The organism is Streptomyces sp. NPDC004126 (assembly GCF_050275515.1).
Lineage (GTDB): Bacteria > Actinomycetota > Actinomycetes > Streptomycetales > Streptomycetaceae > Streptomyces.
Map to the genome: position 1 here is coordinate 45,880 of NZ_JBNNPF010000031.1, position 15,727 is coordinate 61,606.

General features: G+C 75.0%; 11 protein-coding genes and 1 pseudogene. 8 read left to right on the plus strand and 4 right to left on the minus strand.

Going from position 1 to position 15,727, the window contains the following annotated elements; genetic code table 11:
- Positions 1-288 (minus strand): annotated as a pseudogene (locus tag ACQKM2_RS26330) (hypothetical protein); the annotation flags it as partial.
- Positions 289-504: 216 nt separating this feature from the next.
- On the opposite strand from ACQKM2_RS26330, the gene ACQKM2_RS26335 reads away from it, so the two are divergent.
- From ACQKM2_RS26335 to ACQKM2_RS26355, 5 genes are all read left to right on the plus strand, one after another.
- The gene (locus ACQKM2_RS26335) at positions 505-927 is read left to right on the plus strand and encodes a GntR family transcriptional regulator (RefSeq protein ID WP_362462279.1); all 423 of its coding nucleotides are present in this window, start codon (positions 505-507) and stop codon (positions 925-927) included.
- Positions 924-1,835: an ABC transporter ATP-binding protein gene (locus tag ACQKM2_RS26340; RefSeq protein ID WP_427713966.1), complete on the plus strand. Its 912-nt coding sequence runs from the start codon at positions 924-926 to the stop codon at positions 1,833-1,835. The genes ACQKM2_RS26335 and ACQKM2_RS26340 overlap by 4 nt, the downstream gene beginning before the upstream one ends.
- Positions 1,832-2,785 (plus strand): transporter, encoded by a 954-nt coding sequence (locus ACQKM2_RS26345; RefSeq protein WP_427713968.1) that lies wholly within the window; start codon positions 1,832-1,834, stop codon positions 2,783-2,785. The genes ACQKM2_RS26340 and ACQKM2_RS26345 overlap by 4 nt, the downstream gene beginning before the upstream one ends.
- Before the next feature lie 64 nt (positions 2,786-2,849).
- Positions 2,850-3,629 (plus strand): class I SAM-dependent methyltransferase, encoded by a 780-nt coding sequence (locus tag ACQKM2_RS26350; RefSeq protein ID WP_427713969.1) that lies wholly within the window; start codon positions 2,850-2,852, stop codon positions 3,627-3,629.
- 191 nt (positions 3,630-3,820) lie between these two features.
- On the plus strand, positions 3,821-7,057 hold the full coding sequence (locus tag ACQKM2_RS26355; protein ID WP_427713972.1) for a TIM-barrel domain-containing protein: 3,237 nt from the start codon (positions 3,821-3,823) through the stop codon (positions 7,055-7,057).
- A gap of 48 nt (positions 7,058-7,105) precedes the next feature.
- On the opposite strand, the gene ACQKM2_RS26360 is transcribed toward ACQKM2_RS26355, so the two are convergent.
- On the minus strand, positions 7,106-8,458 hold the full coding sequence (locus ACQKM2_RS26360; protein WP_427713974.1) for an MFS transporter: 1,353 nt from the start codon (positions 8,456-8,458) through the stop codon (positions 7,106-7,108).
- Complete coding sequence (locus tag ACQKM2_RS26365; RefSeq protein ID WP_427714080.1) at positions 8,455-9,087, minus strand: TetR/AcrR family transcriptional regulator; 633 nt, start codon at positions 9,085-9,087, stop codon at positions 8,455-8,457. Before ACQKM2_RS26365 ends, ACQKM2_RS26360 begins: the two co-directional genes overlap by 4 nt.
- A gap of 157 nt (positions 9,088-9,244) precedes the next feature.
- On the opposite strand from ACQKM2_RS26365, the gene ACQKM2_RS26370 reads away from it, so the two are divergent.
- The 3 genes from ACQKM2_RS26370 (at position 9,245) to ACQKM2_RS26380 (ending at position 13,544) form a co-directional block, all read left to right on the plus strand.
- A complete protein-coding gene (locus ACQKM2_RS26370) occupies positions 9,245-10,159 on the plus strand; it encodes an oxidoreductase (RefSeq protein ID WP_427713977.1) in 915 nt (304 codons plus the stop codon).
- Between the two features lie 64 nt (positions 10,160-10,223).
- Positions 10,224-12,281 carry a prolyl oligopeptidase family serine peptidase gene (locus ACQKM2_RS26375; protein WP_427713979.1) on the plus strand — a complete coding sequence of 686 codons (2,058 nt, stop codon included), beginning with the start codon at positions 10,224-10,226 and terminating at the stop codon, positions 12,279-12,281.
- A gap of 93 nt (positions 12,282-12,374) precedes the next feature.
- Complete coding sequence (locus tag ACQKM2_RS26380; RefSeq protein WP_427713982.1) at positions 12,375-13,544, plus strand: PP2C family protein-serine/threonine phosphatase; 1,170 nt, start codon at positions 12,375-12,377, stop codon at positions 13,542-13,544.
- A gap of 13 nt (positions 13,545-13,557) precedes the next feature.
- Here ACQKM2_RS26380 and ACQKM2_RS26385 read toward each other — a convergent pair whose 3' ends face one another.
- Positions 13,558-15,627, minus strand: coding sequence for a SpoIIE family protein phosphatase (locus ACQKM2_RS26385; protein ID WP_427713985.1), 2,070 nt, complete (start codon positions 15,625-15,627; stop codon positions 13,558-13,560).
- Between the last annotated feature and the right edge of the window lie 100 nt (positions 15,628-15,727).

Here is a 15,727-nt window from a genome sequence, read left to right on the forward strand (position 1 = left end):
CGGGGTGTCGGCTGCCGGCTCAGGGGCTGCGCTCTTCGGCTCGTCCCCGGCCGGGGTGTCGGATTCCGGTTCTGGGGCGGTGTCCTTCGGTTCACGCCCGGCCGGGGCGTCGGATTCCGGATTCGGGGCGGTGTCCTTCGGTTCACGCCCGGCCAGGGCATCGGCCTCCGGTTCCGGGGCGGTGTCCTTCGGATCGTGCCCGGCCAGGGCTCCGGTGTCGGGGAGCGGTTCGCCCTCCTCCGGGTTCCGCCCGGCCTGCGCACCGTTCGCCACCGTTTCCGCCTTCATCCACGCCCCACCTTGCTGTTCACACCCGGGCTGCGCCGGTTCTCGCCGTCACGTCCGCGCGGCCGTAACCGGCGCGCCGATCACCTAGATGCCCGCCCCGGCCTCCGCGTTCCCGCCTCGGCGGGCTGTGACGGTTCGGTCATACTCCGCCGGTTTGACGAGCCCTCACTCAGTCTGCACTATTCCACTAACGTGTTAGTGGAATGAGGTGGAGGGATGGAGTTCCGAGTAGACCGGCGCAGCGGCGTCGCCACCTATCTGCAGCTCGTCACGCAGGTCAAACAGGCCCTGCGGCTGGGCGTGCTGGAACCGGGCGACCGGCTGCCGACGGCCCGGGAGGTGGTGGCGGCCACCGCCATCAACCCCAACACCGTCCTCAAGGCGTACCGCGAGCTCGAACGCGAAGGACTCGTCGAACCGCGCCCCGGCGCGGGGACGTTCGTCCGCCGCTCCCTCTCGCACCCCGGCGCGGCCCCCGACTCGCCGCTGCGCCTGGCCCTGGCCGCCTGGATGGCGCGGGCCCGCGAAGAGGGACTGGACCGCGAGGACATCACGGCGCTCATCGCGGCCGCCGTGGACGAAAGCTTCAACCCCTCCGGGCCCGGGCGGCCCGGACAGTCGAGAGAGGAAACGGCGTGAGCGATCCGACCCACGCGCCGGCACTACGGGCCACCCGGCTCGGGCGGGAGTTCGGCGGACACCGGGCCCTGCACGCGTGCGACGTCGAGCTGCCCGCGGGCCGCGTCACGGCCCTCGTCGGCCCCAACGGCGCCGGCAAGAGCACCCTGCTCCAGCTCGCCGCCGGCCTGCTGCGCCCGACCAGCGGGGAGATACGCGTCTTCGGTGAAGCCCCCGGCACCCCCGGGGCCCGCCGCCGCACCGCCTTCCTCGCGCAGGAGAAGCCGCTGCACGCGGGCTTCACCGTCGCCGACACCCTGCGCATGGGCCGCGCGCTCAACCGCGGCCGCTGGGACCAGGACGCCGCCGAGCAGCTGCTCACCGGTTCGGGCATCCGCCGCGAGGCCCGGGTCGGGTCCCTGTCCGGCGGCAACCGGACCCGGGTCGCGCTGGCCCTCGTACTCGGCAAGCGCGCCGACCTGCTGCTCCTGGACGAGCCGCTGGCCGACCTCGACCCGGTCGCCCGGCACGACGTGATGGCCCTGCTGATGACCGGGGCCGCCGAGCACGGCACCGGCATCGTGATGTCCTCGCACGTCCTGGCCGAACTGGAGGACGTCTGCGACCACGTGGTGCTCCTCAAGGACGGTGCCGCCCGGCTCTGCGGCGACGTCCAGGAGCTCCGCGAGGCCCACACCTGGATCACCGGCCGGGCCGACCCGGCCGAAGCCGACGGGCTGCCCCGCTCCATCGACCGCGGCGGCGTCGTGCACGCGGCGGTCGGCGGCCGGCAGGTCACCGCGCTCGTCCGTACGCCCCCGCCGGCCGACGACGGCCGCTGGATCACCGAGACCCCCTCCCTGGAAACCCTCTTGCTCGCCCACCTCCGCGCCCCCCGCCCCGCCGCCGACGAGGAGGCCGCCGCATGAAGGGCGTCCTGTGGCTGGCCTGGCGCCAGCAGCGCCTGATGATCCTGTCCGCGTTCGCCCTGCTGGCGCTCTGCGCGGCGTACGTGGCGTACCGGCGCTCCGAGATGGCGGAACTGATCGACGCCACCGGCTGGGTGCCCTGCCCCGGCTGGAACGGGGGCTGCGAGAGCCCCGCCACCTTCCAGATCATGCAGGGCAACTCCGACGGCATCCGCGCGCTCGGCGCCCTCGGCATCGCGGTCCCGGCGCTGATCGGCGTGTTCTGGGGCGCCCCGCTCATCGGCCGGGAGCTGGAGACGGGCACGTTCAAGCTGGCCCTCACCCAGGGCGTGGGCCCGCGCCGCTGGTTCGCGGCCCGGTTCGGCCTCGCGGCGCTGGTCGCCGTACTCGTCGCGGCCGTCGTCGGAGCGCTCGTCGCCTGGTGGTGGCTGCCCATCGCCAACACCCTCGACGGCCCCTACTGGCACGACGCCGCGGTCTACAACGCGACCGGCCCGGCCCCGCTGGCCTGCGCCCTGTTCGGCCTCGCCGCCGGCACCCTCGCGGGCCTCCTGGTGCGGCGGACGCTGCCCGCCATGGGTGCGGCCGTGGCCGCGATCGGCACCGCGATGGTGTTCGTGACGTTCTTCCGCACCTCGTGGATCGCCCCCGAGACCCGGATCACCCCCGGCGACACCCCGAAGCGGCTCGTCGGCAGTGCCTGGTCCACCGGGCAGTTCGGCTACATCACGCCCGACGGCCGCGAGTACCCGATCATGCGGTTCTGCCAGACGTCCGGCGACGAGATGCGGGCGTGCATGGCCGAGCACGGCTTCACCGGCCGCTACCACAAGGTCTATCCCAGCGGCGACTTCTGGACCTTCCAGTGGATCGACACCGCCCTCTACCTCGGGGCCGCCGCCGTACTCGTGGGCCTGACCCTCCTCGTGCTGCGCCGCCGCACGGCCTGACCGCCGCGCCCGCGACCGCCCCGCGCCCGACCACCGTTCCGTCCGCACTCCTGGGGGACCCCTCATGGCCACCAAGAAGAACCTCACCGCCAACCGGGCCGGCCTCGGCCACAAGGTCCGCTACGCGCTGGGCAACCCGACCCGCATCGCCCCGTACGTACGCCGTGCCGCGCGCGACCGCTGGCTGCGCCTCAAGCACCCCGACCACGTGGGCTACTACCGCGCCGTCATGGCCTCCGACACCGGCCGCAACCCGGAGGCCGCCGTCGGCAGCCAGACCCACGACCGCTGGCTGGCCCTCGGCAAGATGCAGTTCGACTACCTCATGGCGCACGGCCTCACCCCGCGCCACCGCATGCTCGACATCGGATGCGGCAACCTGCGCGCGGGCTGGCGGTTCATCGAGCACCTGGACACCGGCCACTACTACGGCATCGACATCTCGCCCGACATCCTCATAGCCGCCAAGGGGACGCTGGCCGGGCGCGGGTTGCAGGACAAGCTCCCGCACCTGACCATCACCCAGGACCTGACCCTGGACTTCCTGCCCGACCGGCACTTCGACGTGGTGCACGCGCACAGCGTGTTCTCCCACTCGCCGATCGGGATCATCGACGAGTGCCTCGCGCACGTGGAGCGCGTCCTCGCGCCCGGCGGCTGGTTCGACTTCACCTTCGACCGCACCGAGGGCACCGAACACCAGGTGCTGCGCGAGGACTTCTACTACCGCACCCAGACCCTCGTCGACCTCGCGGCCCGGCACGGGCTGAAGGCCCGCTTCATGGACGACTGGGAGGAGCTCGGCCACGGCCAGTCCAAGATCCGCGTCACCGCCGCCGGCTGACGGCGGCGGGTCGGGCCCGGGCGGCGAAGCAGGTGTGACGGCTTCCCGCCCGGGCCTCTTCGTGCTCAAATCTGCTTGGTACCGGACTACTTCGAGCAGGTTCCTTCAAATGGGCCGCCCGAGTCCGCTATCTTGCCGGGTGCATGCCAAGGCGGTGTGTCCGCGATCCGGACCGCACGAGGAGCTGCCCGATGAGTCCCACGAGACTGTCCCTGAGGCGCGACCGGCACGAACCCCCACCCGAGCACCGCCGCCGGGCCCGCCCCGGCCGCCACCGGGCCCGCCTCGCGGCCCTGCTCGCCGCCGCCCTCGCGACCGCCGGCCTCGCCGCGGCGGGGCCCGCCACCGCCCGCGCGGTGGCCGCCGCCCCGGCCGCCACCGCGGGGACGGCCACCGGCCTGACCCAGTCGGGCGGCACCTTCACCGTGAGCACCTCCAGCGGGGCCAAGGCCCGCGTGGTCGTCGCCCGCGCCGACGTCTTCCGCCTCTGGCTCTCGCCCGACGGGGCCTTCACCAACGACCCGGCCGGCTCCGACCTGGCCCAGACCACCGACTTCGGCCCCGTGAACGCGAACTGGACCGACGCGGGCGGCTACTTCCGGATCACCACCGGGGCGCTGTCCATCCGGGTCAACAAATCGCCCCTGCGGTTCTCCGTCTACCGCGCCGACGACACCACCCTCGTCTGGCAGGAGACCCAGCCCACCAGCTGGGGCGGCGGCAAGACCACCCAGTACCTGGCCCGCGGCGCCGACGAGCAGTTCTACGGCACCGGCCTGCGCCTCGGCGAGTGGGCGCTGCGCGACAAGACCGTGCCCGTGGCGGTCGACAACAAGTGGCGCGAGAACGACAACGCCAGCCCCGCCCCCTTCTACATGTCCACCAACGACTACGGCGTCATGCGCAACACCTGGGCCCCGGGCTCGTACGCCTTCAACGCCCCGACGGCCCTCACCCACGACGAGACCCGCTTCGACGCCTGGTACTTCACCGGCGACTCCCTCAAGTCCGTCCTCGACGCCTACACGGACGTCAGCGGCAAACCCTTCATGGCACCGATGTGGGGCTTCGAACTCGGCAACGCCGACTGCTTCAACGCCTCCAACCCCACGTACCAGGGCGACCACGACCGGCCGCGCCACCAGACCACCCCCGACGTGGCCGGCTACGCCGCCGACGCCCGCGCCGCCGACATGCCCTCGGGCTGGTTCCTGCCCAACGACGGCTACGGCTGCGGCTACACCGCACCCCTGAAGTCCACCGTCGACGCCCTGAAGGCCAAGGGCTTCCAGACCGGCCTGTGGACCTCCACCGGACTCGGCTCCATCGCCGACGAGGTGGGCAACGCGGGCAGCCGGGGCGTCAAGACCGACGTGGCCTGGATCGGCGGCGGCTACAAGACCGCCTTCCAGGGCGTCCAGCAGGCCGTGGACGGCATCGAGAAGAACTCCGACGCCCGCCGCTACGTGTGGACCGTCGACGGCTGGGCCGGCACCCAGCGCAACGCCGTCGTCTGGACCGGCGACACCTACGGCACCTGGGACGACATGCGCTGGCACGTCCCCGCCATCGCCGGCGCGGGCCTGTCCGGCCTCAACTACGCCTCCGGCGACATCGACGGCATCTTCGGCGGCAGCCCCAAGACGTACGCCCGCGACCTCCAGTGGAAGGCCTTCACCCCCGCCTTCATGACGATGTCCGGATGGGGCGCCGCCAACCCGTCGGCCGGCTACCAGGACAAGCAGCCCTGGCGCTTTGCGGAGCCCTACCTGTCCGTCAACCGCAAGTACCTCCAGCTGAAGATGCGGCTGATGCCCTACCTGTACACGATGAGCCGCACCGCCCACGAGACGGGCGTCCCCAGCACCCGCGCGATGGTCCTGGAGTACCCCGACGACCCGGTCGCCCGCGGGAACCTCACCAGCGGCCAGTTCATGGCCGGGGACTCCTTCCTCGTCGCGCCGGTCGTCTCCGACACCTCCGTCCGCGACGGCATCTACCTGCCCGCCGGGACCTGGACGGACTACTGGAGCGGGAAGACGTACGCGGGCCCCGGCTGGCTGAACGGCTACCGGGCACCCCTGGACACCCTGCCGCTGTTCGTCAAGGGCGGGGCGGTCGTGCCGATGTGGCCGCAGATGAACTACTCCGGCGAGAAGCCCGTCGACACCCTCACCTACGACATCCACCCGCGCGGCACCTCCTCCTTCAGCCTCTACGAGGACGACGGCCGCACCCGCGCCCACGCCTCCGGCGCCTTCGCCCGCCAGCGCGTCGACGTCAGCGCCCCGACGGCCGGCTCCGGCACCGTGACCGTCTCCGTCGGCGCCCCCACCGGCAGCTACGCCGGCCAGCGGGCCTCGCGCGGCTACGAGTTCACCCTCCACGTGGCCTCCGCCCCCACCGCCCTGACGGCGGACGGCGCCGCGCTGCCCCGCCTCGCCGACAAGGCCGCCTACGACGCGGCCGCCACCGGCTGGTTCTTCGACCCCGCCGACCGCGCGGGCGTCCTGTGGGTCAAGACCGGTACGAAGACGGGCGCGTTCGGCGTCACCGCCACCGGAACCTCCGTCCCGGCCGCCGAGGCGATCCCGGTCACCTCCTCGCCCGTCTCCCAGTCGGCCTGGACCCTGGTCTCCGCCGACAGCCAGGAGACCGCCGCCGAGAACGGGGCCGCGGCCAACGCCTTCGACGGCGATCCCGCCACCCTCTGGCACACCGCATGGTCCTCCGGCAAGGCGGCGGCCCTGCCGCACGAGATCCGGATCGACCTCGGCGCCCGCTACAGCGTCGACGGCCTCGGCTACCTGCCCCGCCAGGACGGCGGGGCCAACGGCCGGATCGGCGGCTACGAGGTCTACGTGTCCGACACCACCGCCGACTGGGGGACCCCCGCCGCCACCGGAACCTTCGCCGATACCGCGGCGGCCAAGACCGTCACCCTCGCCCCCCGGACCGGCCGCTACCTCCGGCTGCGGGCCCTGACCGAAGCGGGCGGGCGCGGCCCCTGGACCAGCGCCGCCGAAATCACCCTCACCGGCCGCCCGGCACCGCTCCCCGCGGACGCCACCCTCGTCAACGCGGCCTCCGCGCGCTGCCTGGACCTGCCGCACAGCGACACCACACCGGGCACCGCACCCACCCTGTACACCTGCCACGGAGGCCCGAACCAGCGCTGGACCCTCCAGGACGACGGCCGCCTCACCGGCCTGGGCGGGGTCTGCCTCGACGCCGCGGACCCGGCGAAGGTGACGGTGCGGGCCTGCGCCGCCGGGCCCGCCCAGACCTGGCAGCCCGGCCCGGACGGCAGCCTGCGCAGCGCCGGCCAGTGCCTCACCCCGGCGGGATCCGGCACCGCCAACGGCACCGGACTCACCCGGGCCGCCTGTACCGGCGCCGCCGCGCAGCGCTGGACCTTCACCCCCTGACCGCGGGTCCGGCCCGGCCCCCCACGCCGGGCCGGACCCGCCTGCGGCCTAAGCCGGTTCCGGTGCCGGTTCGGGTTCCGGCGCGGCCTTCCGGGCCCGGCCCGGGAGCAGCGGGGCCGCCGCCAGGCCGAGCGCGGCCAGTGCCGCCAGGGCCGCCAGCGGCGGGCCCGCCGCTCCCGCGGCGCCGGCGCCGGCCCCGGCGCCCGCCGCCACGGCGATCCCCAGGCTCGGGCCCACGTTCATCGCGGTCTGCTTGAGCCCGCCCACCACCCCCGCGTACCCGGCGGGGGCTTCGCCGACCACTGTCCCGGTGGCGGTGACCATCACCGCCGCGAACCCTGCCCCCAGCACCCCGAACGCCACACCGCCGCCCCCGCCCAGCCCGGCGATCCCCAGCACCACCAGCGCCGTCCCCGCCAGCGCCGTCAGCCGGGGCCCGTACCGGCGCAGCGCGGCCGCCGCGACCGGCGCCCCGGCCACCATCAGCGCCGTCAGCGGCAGCACCCTGATCCCGGTGGCGAGCGGGCTGAGGCCCCGTACGTCCTGGAGCAGGAACGTTGCCGTGAACAGCGCCCCGGACATCCCGGCCGACACCGCCAGCAGCAGCGCCACCGCCGCCGCCACGGGCCGCGACCGGGCCACCGCCGCCGGTACGAGGGGGAGTTCCGCCCGCCGCTCACCCCGTACGAACAGTGCCCCGAGCCCGGCCGCCGCCGCGAACCCGAGCAGCACCGGCGCGGCCGTCCACCCGTCCTGCGGTACGCCGGCCAGCGCGTGCACGGCCGCCGCCAGGGCGGCGGCGAGCAGCACCGGACCGGCCGGCCCCAGCCGCCCGGGCTCCGGCGGCTCCGGCGCGGGCACCCGTACGGCGAGCGCGAGGGCGGCGATCAGCAGCGCGGCCGGCACGTTGAGCAGGAACACCGCCCGCCAGTCCAGCAGCGCCACCAGCGCCCCGCCCACCAGCGGCCCCGCCGCCGCGGCCGCCCCGATCGCGGCGGTCCGCACCGCCACCGCCCGGCCGAGGCGTTCCGGCGGGTACGCCAGCCGGAGCAGGGCCAGCGTCGCCGGCTGCAACAGCGCCCCGAACACCCCCTGCACGGCGCGCAGCGCGATCACCCAGCCGACCCCGGGCGCCAGCGCGATCCCCGCCGACGCCGCGGCGAAGCCGAGCACCCCCGTCACCAGCAGCCGGGTGTGGCCGTAGCGGTCCCCGAGACGCCCGGCGACGACCAGGAACGCGGCGACGGCGAGCAGGTAGGCCGTGCTCGTCCACTGGACCTGCGCGACCCCGGCCCCCAGATCGCGGCGCAGGGCCGGCTGCACCACGACGAGCACCGTACCGTCGAGCGCGACGAGCATCGCCCCGGCCGCGCCGGCCAGCAGCGCCATCCGCTCCCTCATGCGGGCCCCGCCCCCAGGTGCGCGTCCACGACGGCGTCCACCAACGCGGCCAGCCGCCGCCCTGCCGCGTCGTCCGCGCCGGTGCCGGTGCCGTTGCCGGTGTCGGCGCCGATGACCAGCGGCAGACTGCCGTAGCCCCACAGCTGCGCCACCCCGTGCAGCCCCGCCCACAGCGCGGCCGCGGTCACCTCCGGCTCCGCCGCCCCGCAGGCGCCGACCAGCCCGGTCAGCAGCCCGAACAGCGGCAGGGTCTGTTCCCGCAGCCGGGGGCCGCCCGAGGGCTCCTGGCCGCTGCTGTCCAGCAGGTCGTGCCGGAACATCAGCTCGAACATGCCGGGCTGCTCCAGCGCGTAGCCCACGTACGCCCGTCCGAGCGCCCGCACGTGCTCCCGGGGTGCGGGGCGCTCGGCCCCGGCGGCGAGGAAGCGGGTGCCGAGGTCGCCGAAGCCGCGCCGCGCGATGGCCGACAGCAGGGACTGGTGGGTGGGGAAGTAGCGCCGGGGAGCGCCGTGGGAGACCTCGGCGCGGCGGGCGATCTCCCGCAGGCCGAGGGAGCCGGTCCCTTCGGTCCTGACCAGTTCCACCCCGACGTCGATCAGCCGCTCGCGCAGCGGCGCATCCGGTTCCATCGTCATGGACAGTGTCTACCAGGCTTCGTAGACACTGTCTACCCGATCCTCCGGGGCGGCGTCGTCCACGAGAAGAACGGCCGCCACGAGGACGAGCCCGCCTTCGTCCGGCTGACCGAGACCTACTGCTCCGACCCGCACATGTGATCATCTCCGGATGACCACTGAAACGACCACCGCGGCCGAGTCCGGAACATGGACCCTCGGCGACCTGAAGGTCAACCGCATCGGCTTCGGCGCCATGCGCCTGCCGCAGAACGGTGCGGCCCTCCAGGCGGCCGCCGCCTCCGGTGACCGGGACCGGGCGATCGCCGTCCTGCGCCGTGCCGTCGACCTCGGCGTGAACCACATCGACACCGCCGCCTTCTACTTCTCCCCGCTCCGCTCCGCCAACGAGCTCATCAACAGCGCCCTCGGCGGCCCCTACCCCGACGACCTCGTCATCGCCACCAAGGTCGGCCCCGCCCGGGACGCCTCCGGCGAGTGGACCGCCCACGCGGGGCCGGGGCAGCTGCGCGGGCAGGTGGAGGAGAACCTGCGCCAGCTCGGCCGCGACCACCTCGACGTCGTCAACCTGCGCGTCCTCGGCACCGACTCCGTCGCCGAGCGCTTCGGCGTCCTCGCCGAGCTCCGCGAGGCCGGGCTCATACGCCACCTCGGCGTCTCCAACGTCACCCCCGAACAGCTCGCCGAGGCCCGGACCATCGCGCCGGTCGTCTGCGTGCAGAACATGTACGGCATCGGCGTGCGGCCCGAGTACGACGCCTTCGTACGCTCCTGCGGCGAGCAGGGCATCGCCTTCGTGCCGTTCTTCGCGATCGCCGCCGCCGGCCGCGAGCAGGGCGCGGCCGGCGCCGAGAGCGAAGAACTGCTGACGGTCGCCCGCGCCCACGGGGCCAGCCCCGCGCAGGTCCGCCTCGCCTGGACCCTCCACCGCGGACCCCACGTCCTGGCCATCCCCGGCACCGGCAACCCGGATCACCTCGCCGACAACGTCGCCGCCGGCGCCCTGCGCCTCACCGACGAGGACCTGGCCCTCCTCGAAGGCCTCCACCACCGGGCCGCCGAGTAGCCCGACGGACGCGGGGCGGGCCGGGGGAGCCGCCGGCCCGCCCCGCGTCCGGCACAATCGGCGGATGAGCGAACAGACCCCCGCCGGCGCCGCCGGCCCGCACGACCACGACCCCTACCTGTGGCTGGAGGACGTGGAAGGAGAGGCCGCGCTCTCCTGGGTCCGTGAGCGCAACGCCGAGACCGTCGCCGCACTGACCACCGACCCCGGCTTCAAGGTGCTGGAGCGCGAGGTGCGCGAGGTCCTCGACGACGACGGCCGCATCCCGTACGTGACCCGGCGCGGCCGCCACCTCTACAACTTCTGGCAGGACGCCGGCCGGCTGCGCGGCGTGTGGCGGCGCACCACCCTGGAGGAGTACCGCACCGAGCACCCCGCATGGGAGACCCTCCTGGACCTCGACGCCCTCGCCGACGCCGAGGGCGAGAAGTGGGCCTGGGCCGGCAGCACCGTCCTCGGCCCCGCACACCGCCACGCCCTGGTCATGCTCTCCCGCGACGGCGCCGACGCCTGCGTGGTGCGCGAGTTCGACCTGCACGCCATGGAGTTCGTCGAGGGCGGCTTCGCCGTCGAGGAGGCCAAGACCCGCGTCGACTGGATCGACGCCGACCACCTCTGGATCGGCACCGACTTCGGCCCCGGCTCCATGTCCCCCTCCGGCTACCCCCTCCAGGTCCGCCGCTGGCGCCGCGGCACCCCCCTCGCCGAGGCCGAGAAGGTCTACGAGGGCCGGCCCGGGGACCTGTCCGCCAGCGGCTGGCACGACGACACCCCCGGCTTCGAACGGGACTTCGTGCACCGGCAGATCGACTTCTGGAACGGCGAGCTGTTCCTGCTGCCCGAGGACCCCGCCGCCGCACCCGAGAAGATCGACGTACCGGACGACGCCGGCGCCGGCGTCCACCGCCAGTGGCTGACCGTCCAGCCGCGCACCCCCTGGCTCGGCCACCCCGCCGGCAGCCTGCTCGTCTTCGACTTCGAGGACTTCCGGGCCGGCGGCCGCGAGCCCGAGGTGCTGTTCACCCCCGACGAGCGCACCGCCCTCGCCGGCTACAGCTGGACCCGCAACCACCTCCTGCTGACCACCCAGGCCGACGTCTCCTCCCGCCTGGAACTCCTCACCCCCGGCCCGGACGGCTGGACCCGCGCCCCGCTGGACGGCGTACCCCCGCTGTCCACCGCCTCCGCGTGGGGCACCGACCCCGACGAGAGCGACGAGTACTTCCTCGACGTCACCGGCTTCCTCCAGCCCTCCACCCTCTCCCGCGGCGAGGCCGGGACCGCCGGAACCGAGGTGCTGCGGCAGGCTCCCGCCCTCTTCGACACCGCCGGGCTCCGCGTGAGCCAGTACTTCGCCGCCTCCCCCGACGGCACCCGGGTCCCGTACTTCGTCGTCGGCCCCGAGGACCGGCCCGGCCCCGGCCCCACTCTGCTCTACGGCTACGGCGGATTCGAGATCTCCATGGTCCCCGGCTACAGCGCCGTCACCGGCCGGACCTGGCTCGCGCGCGGGGGCACGTACGTCCTCGCCGGCATCCGGGGCGGCCGCGAGTACGGGCCCGCCTGGCACCAGGCCGCCCTCGGCGCCAACCGGGTCCGCGCCTTCGAGGACTTCGCCGCCGTCGCCCGCGACCTCACCGCGCGCGGCATCACCACCCCCGCCCAGCTCGGCATCGAGGGCGGCAGCAACGGCGGCCTCCTGATGGGCGCGGTGCTCACCCGCGACCCCGGCCTGTTCGGCGCCGTGGTCTCGCACGTGCCGCTGCTGGACATGCTCCGCTTCCACAAGCTCCTCGCCGGAGCCAGCTGGACCGCCGAGTACGGCAACCCCGACGACCCCGCCGACCGGCCCCACCTGGAGCGGATCTCCCCGTACCACCGGATGACCGCCGACGGCCCCGCCTACCCGCCGCTGCTCCTGCTCACCTCCACCCGGGACGACCGAGTCCACCCCGGCCACGCCCGCAAGGCCGCCGCCCGGCTGCGCGAACTGGGCCACCCCGTCCTCTTCCACGAGCACATCGGCGGCGGCCACGCCGGCGCCACCGACCACCGGCAGACGGCCTTCAACGAGGCCCTCGTCACCGCCTTCCTCTGGGAGCGGCTCACCCCCGCGAGGTGACCTCCGGCGCGCTCCACCGGCCCCGCCGCGCCGGGGCTGGTGGAATGGACCGACCGGCGGCCCGCAGGGGGCCGCCCGCCGGTCGGAGGAGACGTGTCGGACCGCGACGGCCGCGCACCGGACCCGGACGGGGCCCTGGAGGCCATCGGCACCACCGACGACGAGCGCACCACCTGCCGGGAACTGGCCGCCTTCCTCTTCCGCACCCTGTGCGACGCGGCGGCCGTCGACCTGACCGCCGACGGCCGCACCGAACGGGTGGCCGCCGCCGGGGCCACCGGTCTGCTGCGCGCCCCCGGCCCCGCGGTACGGCCCGCGGTCGTCGCCCTGGACGGCGGCCACCCGCTGCGCAGCTGGACGCTGCGGCCCGGCGGCCCCGCCGTGCACGGCCTCTCCGTCGAGCTGGCCCGGCACGGGACCTCGTACGGCACCGTCCTCGCGGTCCGCACCGGCACGGCCTTCACCGACCGGGAGGCCGCCGCCCTGCACTTCGCCGCACGCGTCGCCGCCCTGCACATCCGGCACGCCAGGCGGCTCGCCGCGACCGAGTCCGTCGCCCTCGACCTCCAGCGGGCCCTCGTCGCCGACCCCGGCCGGCCCCACCCGAACCTGCTGGTCGCCGGCCGCTACCTGCCGGTCGGGCCGAGCGCCCTGGTCGGCGGCGACTGGTTCGAGACCGTCCGGCTGCACTTCGGGCGGACCCTGCTGGTGGTGGGCGACGTCATGGGGCACGGCCTGCACGCCGCCGTGGACATGAACGCCTACCGCTCCACCCTGCGCGAGGTCGCCTCCACCGAGCTCGCCCCGCACCGGGTGCTGCGCCAGCTCGACGCCCTCGTCGCCGACGACGCCGCCCGGCGCGCCGCCACCTGCCTGCTCGTCCGCGTCGATCCGGCGCGCGGCACCGCCCTGTACGCCAGCGCCGGCCACCTGCCGCCCGCCGTGTTCGCGGCGGACGGCACCGGCCGGCTGCTCGACGTGCCGGTGGGGCCGCCGCTGGGCACCGGACTGGGCGGGTACGAGTCGGCGGCCCACCCCCTGGGACCCGGGGACACCCTGGTCCTCTACACCGACGGGCTGGTCGAGCGGCGGGGCGAGGACATCGACCGCTCCCTGGCCCGGCTCACCGCGCTGCGGCTGCCGGCCTGCGCGACGGCCGAGGAGGCCGTGGACGCCGTGGTCGCGGGCCTCGACGCCCGGCACGCCGAGGACGACGTGGCCGTGCTCGCCGCCCGGATCCGCTCGCGGAGCGCGCCCGGGTGAGGGCCCGGCGCGCTCAGCCGAGGGCGCGGGCGACGAGGAGGGCGACGTCGTCGTGGGTGTCGGGGCGGCGCAGCGCCGACAGCAGCAGGTCGCAGGTCTCCTCGATGGGGCGGTGGGGGCCGGCGAGGAGGTCGGTCAGGGTCAGCAGGCGGGCGTCGATGTCCTGGTCGCGGGTCTCGACCAGCCCGTCGGTGTAGAGCACCAGCTCGTCACCCTCGCCGACGGTGACGGCGGTGTTCTCGAAGGGGACGCCGCCGACGCCCAGCGGCACCGCCGTCGGCAGCCGCAGCAGCCGGGGCGGGCGCCCGGCGCGCAGGTGCACGGGCGGCAGGTGGCCCGCGGTGGAGATGTGGCACAGCCGGCTGTGGGGGTCGTAGACGGCGTAGACGCAGGTGGCCATGGCCTCGCCGAGGTCGCCGGTCGCCGCGTCGAGGTGGGTGAGCACCGTGGCCGGGTCGAGGCCGAGGCGGCCCAGCGCGCGGGCGGTGGCGCGCAGCTGGCCCATGGTCGCCGCCGCGTTGATGCCGCTGCCCATGACGTCGCCGACGACCAGCGCGGTGCGGTCCCCGGTGAGCGGGATGACGTCGAACCAGTCGCCGCCGGTCTCGTCGGCCGCGCCGGCGGGCTGGTAGCGGTAGGCGATGTCCAGGCCGGGGGCCGCCGGCGGGTGCTGGGGCAGCAGGTGGCGCTGGAGGGCGAGGGCCGCGTGGCGCTGGCGCTGGTACCAGCGGGCGTTGTCGATGGACACGGCCGCGTGGGCGGCGAGTTCGGAGGCCAGGAGCACGTCGTCGGGGCCGAACGGCACCGGGTTGCGGGCCCGCTTGAGGTCGAGGGTGCCCAGGACCTGGCCGCGGGCGATCAGCGGCACCGCCAGGTACGAGTGCACCCCCGCCTCGCCCAGCAGCCGGGCGGCGGCCTCGTCGCGGGCGATGCGGGGAAGGTCCTCGGGCCGTACGTGCGGGACGAGTTCCGGCCGCGCGGTACGGGCGCAGCGGGCCACCAGCCGCTCGGGGCGGTACGAGGCCACGTCGCCCACGGGGTCGGCCGCCGCCTCGGCGGGGGTCCGGTACGCCGACTTCACCGCGAGCGCGCGGAAGCGTACGGCCTGCTCGTCGGCGGCCTCGCCCGGCCGGGGTCCGGTCAGCACGGTGTCGAGGACGTCCACGGCGGCGATGTCGGCGATCTCCGGGACGGCGACGTCGGCCAGCTCCCGGGCGGTGATGTCCAGGTCCAGGGTGGTGCCGATGCGCACGGAGGCGTCGGCGATCAGGGCCAGGCGGCGGCGGGCGTGGGCGGCCGAGACGGCCGCGCGGTGCTGTTCGGTCACGTCCACGACCGAGACCGCGACGCCGATCACCCGGGCGGCCTGGTCCTCCAGCCGGTAGATCGACACCAGCCAGGCCCGTTCACCGGAGTCCTCGGAGATCTGGCCGGTGGTGAAGTGGTCCAGCACGGGTACGCCGGTCGCCATGACCTCCCGCATGCCGGTCTCGACCGCCGTCGAGTCCAGGAACGGCAGGACGTCGGCGATCCGGTACCCGATGTGCTGTTCGGACGGCACCCCGTTGATGCGTTCCAGGGCCGGGTTGACCAGCACGTACCGCAGATCGGTGTCGAGGACGGCCAGCCCGATGGGGGACTGGTCGACCATGCGCAGGGACAGGGCCAGGTCCCGTTCGACCCGGCGCAGGGTGGCCTGCTCCGAGGCCAGGCCCAGGGCGTAGAGCCGGCCGTTGGCGGCCTGGAGGCGCATGTTGCGGAACTCCACGAGGACCGTGTGGCCGTCCCGGTGGCGCACGGGGAAGGAGCCCGCCCACGCCCCCTGGCCCCACATCACGCGGGCGAACAGTTCCAGGACCTCCTCGCGGTCCCGCTCGTCCACCAGCAGCGTCGCCGCGTACTGTCCGAGGGCCTCCTCCGCCGGGTAGCCGAAGAGGGTCTCGGCCTGCGGGCTCCACAGGCTGATGCGGCCCTCGGCGTCCAGGACCACGGCGGCCACCCCGAGCACGTCGAGCAGGCCGCCCGCCGCCGGAGATCCCGCTCCGGGGCCGCCGGACGGCGGTCCGGGCTGCGCATCGGCCATCACCGGCGCCTCCTCACCCGGGCGGACTCCCCACCATGCTCATGCCCCGCCGCGGTCCCGGCGACCCGGTCGGGGCCATCGGGTGGTGCCCCCTGACGCG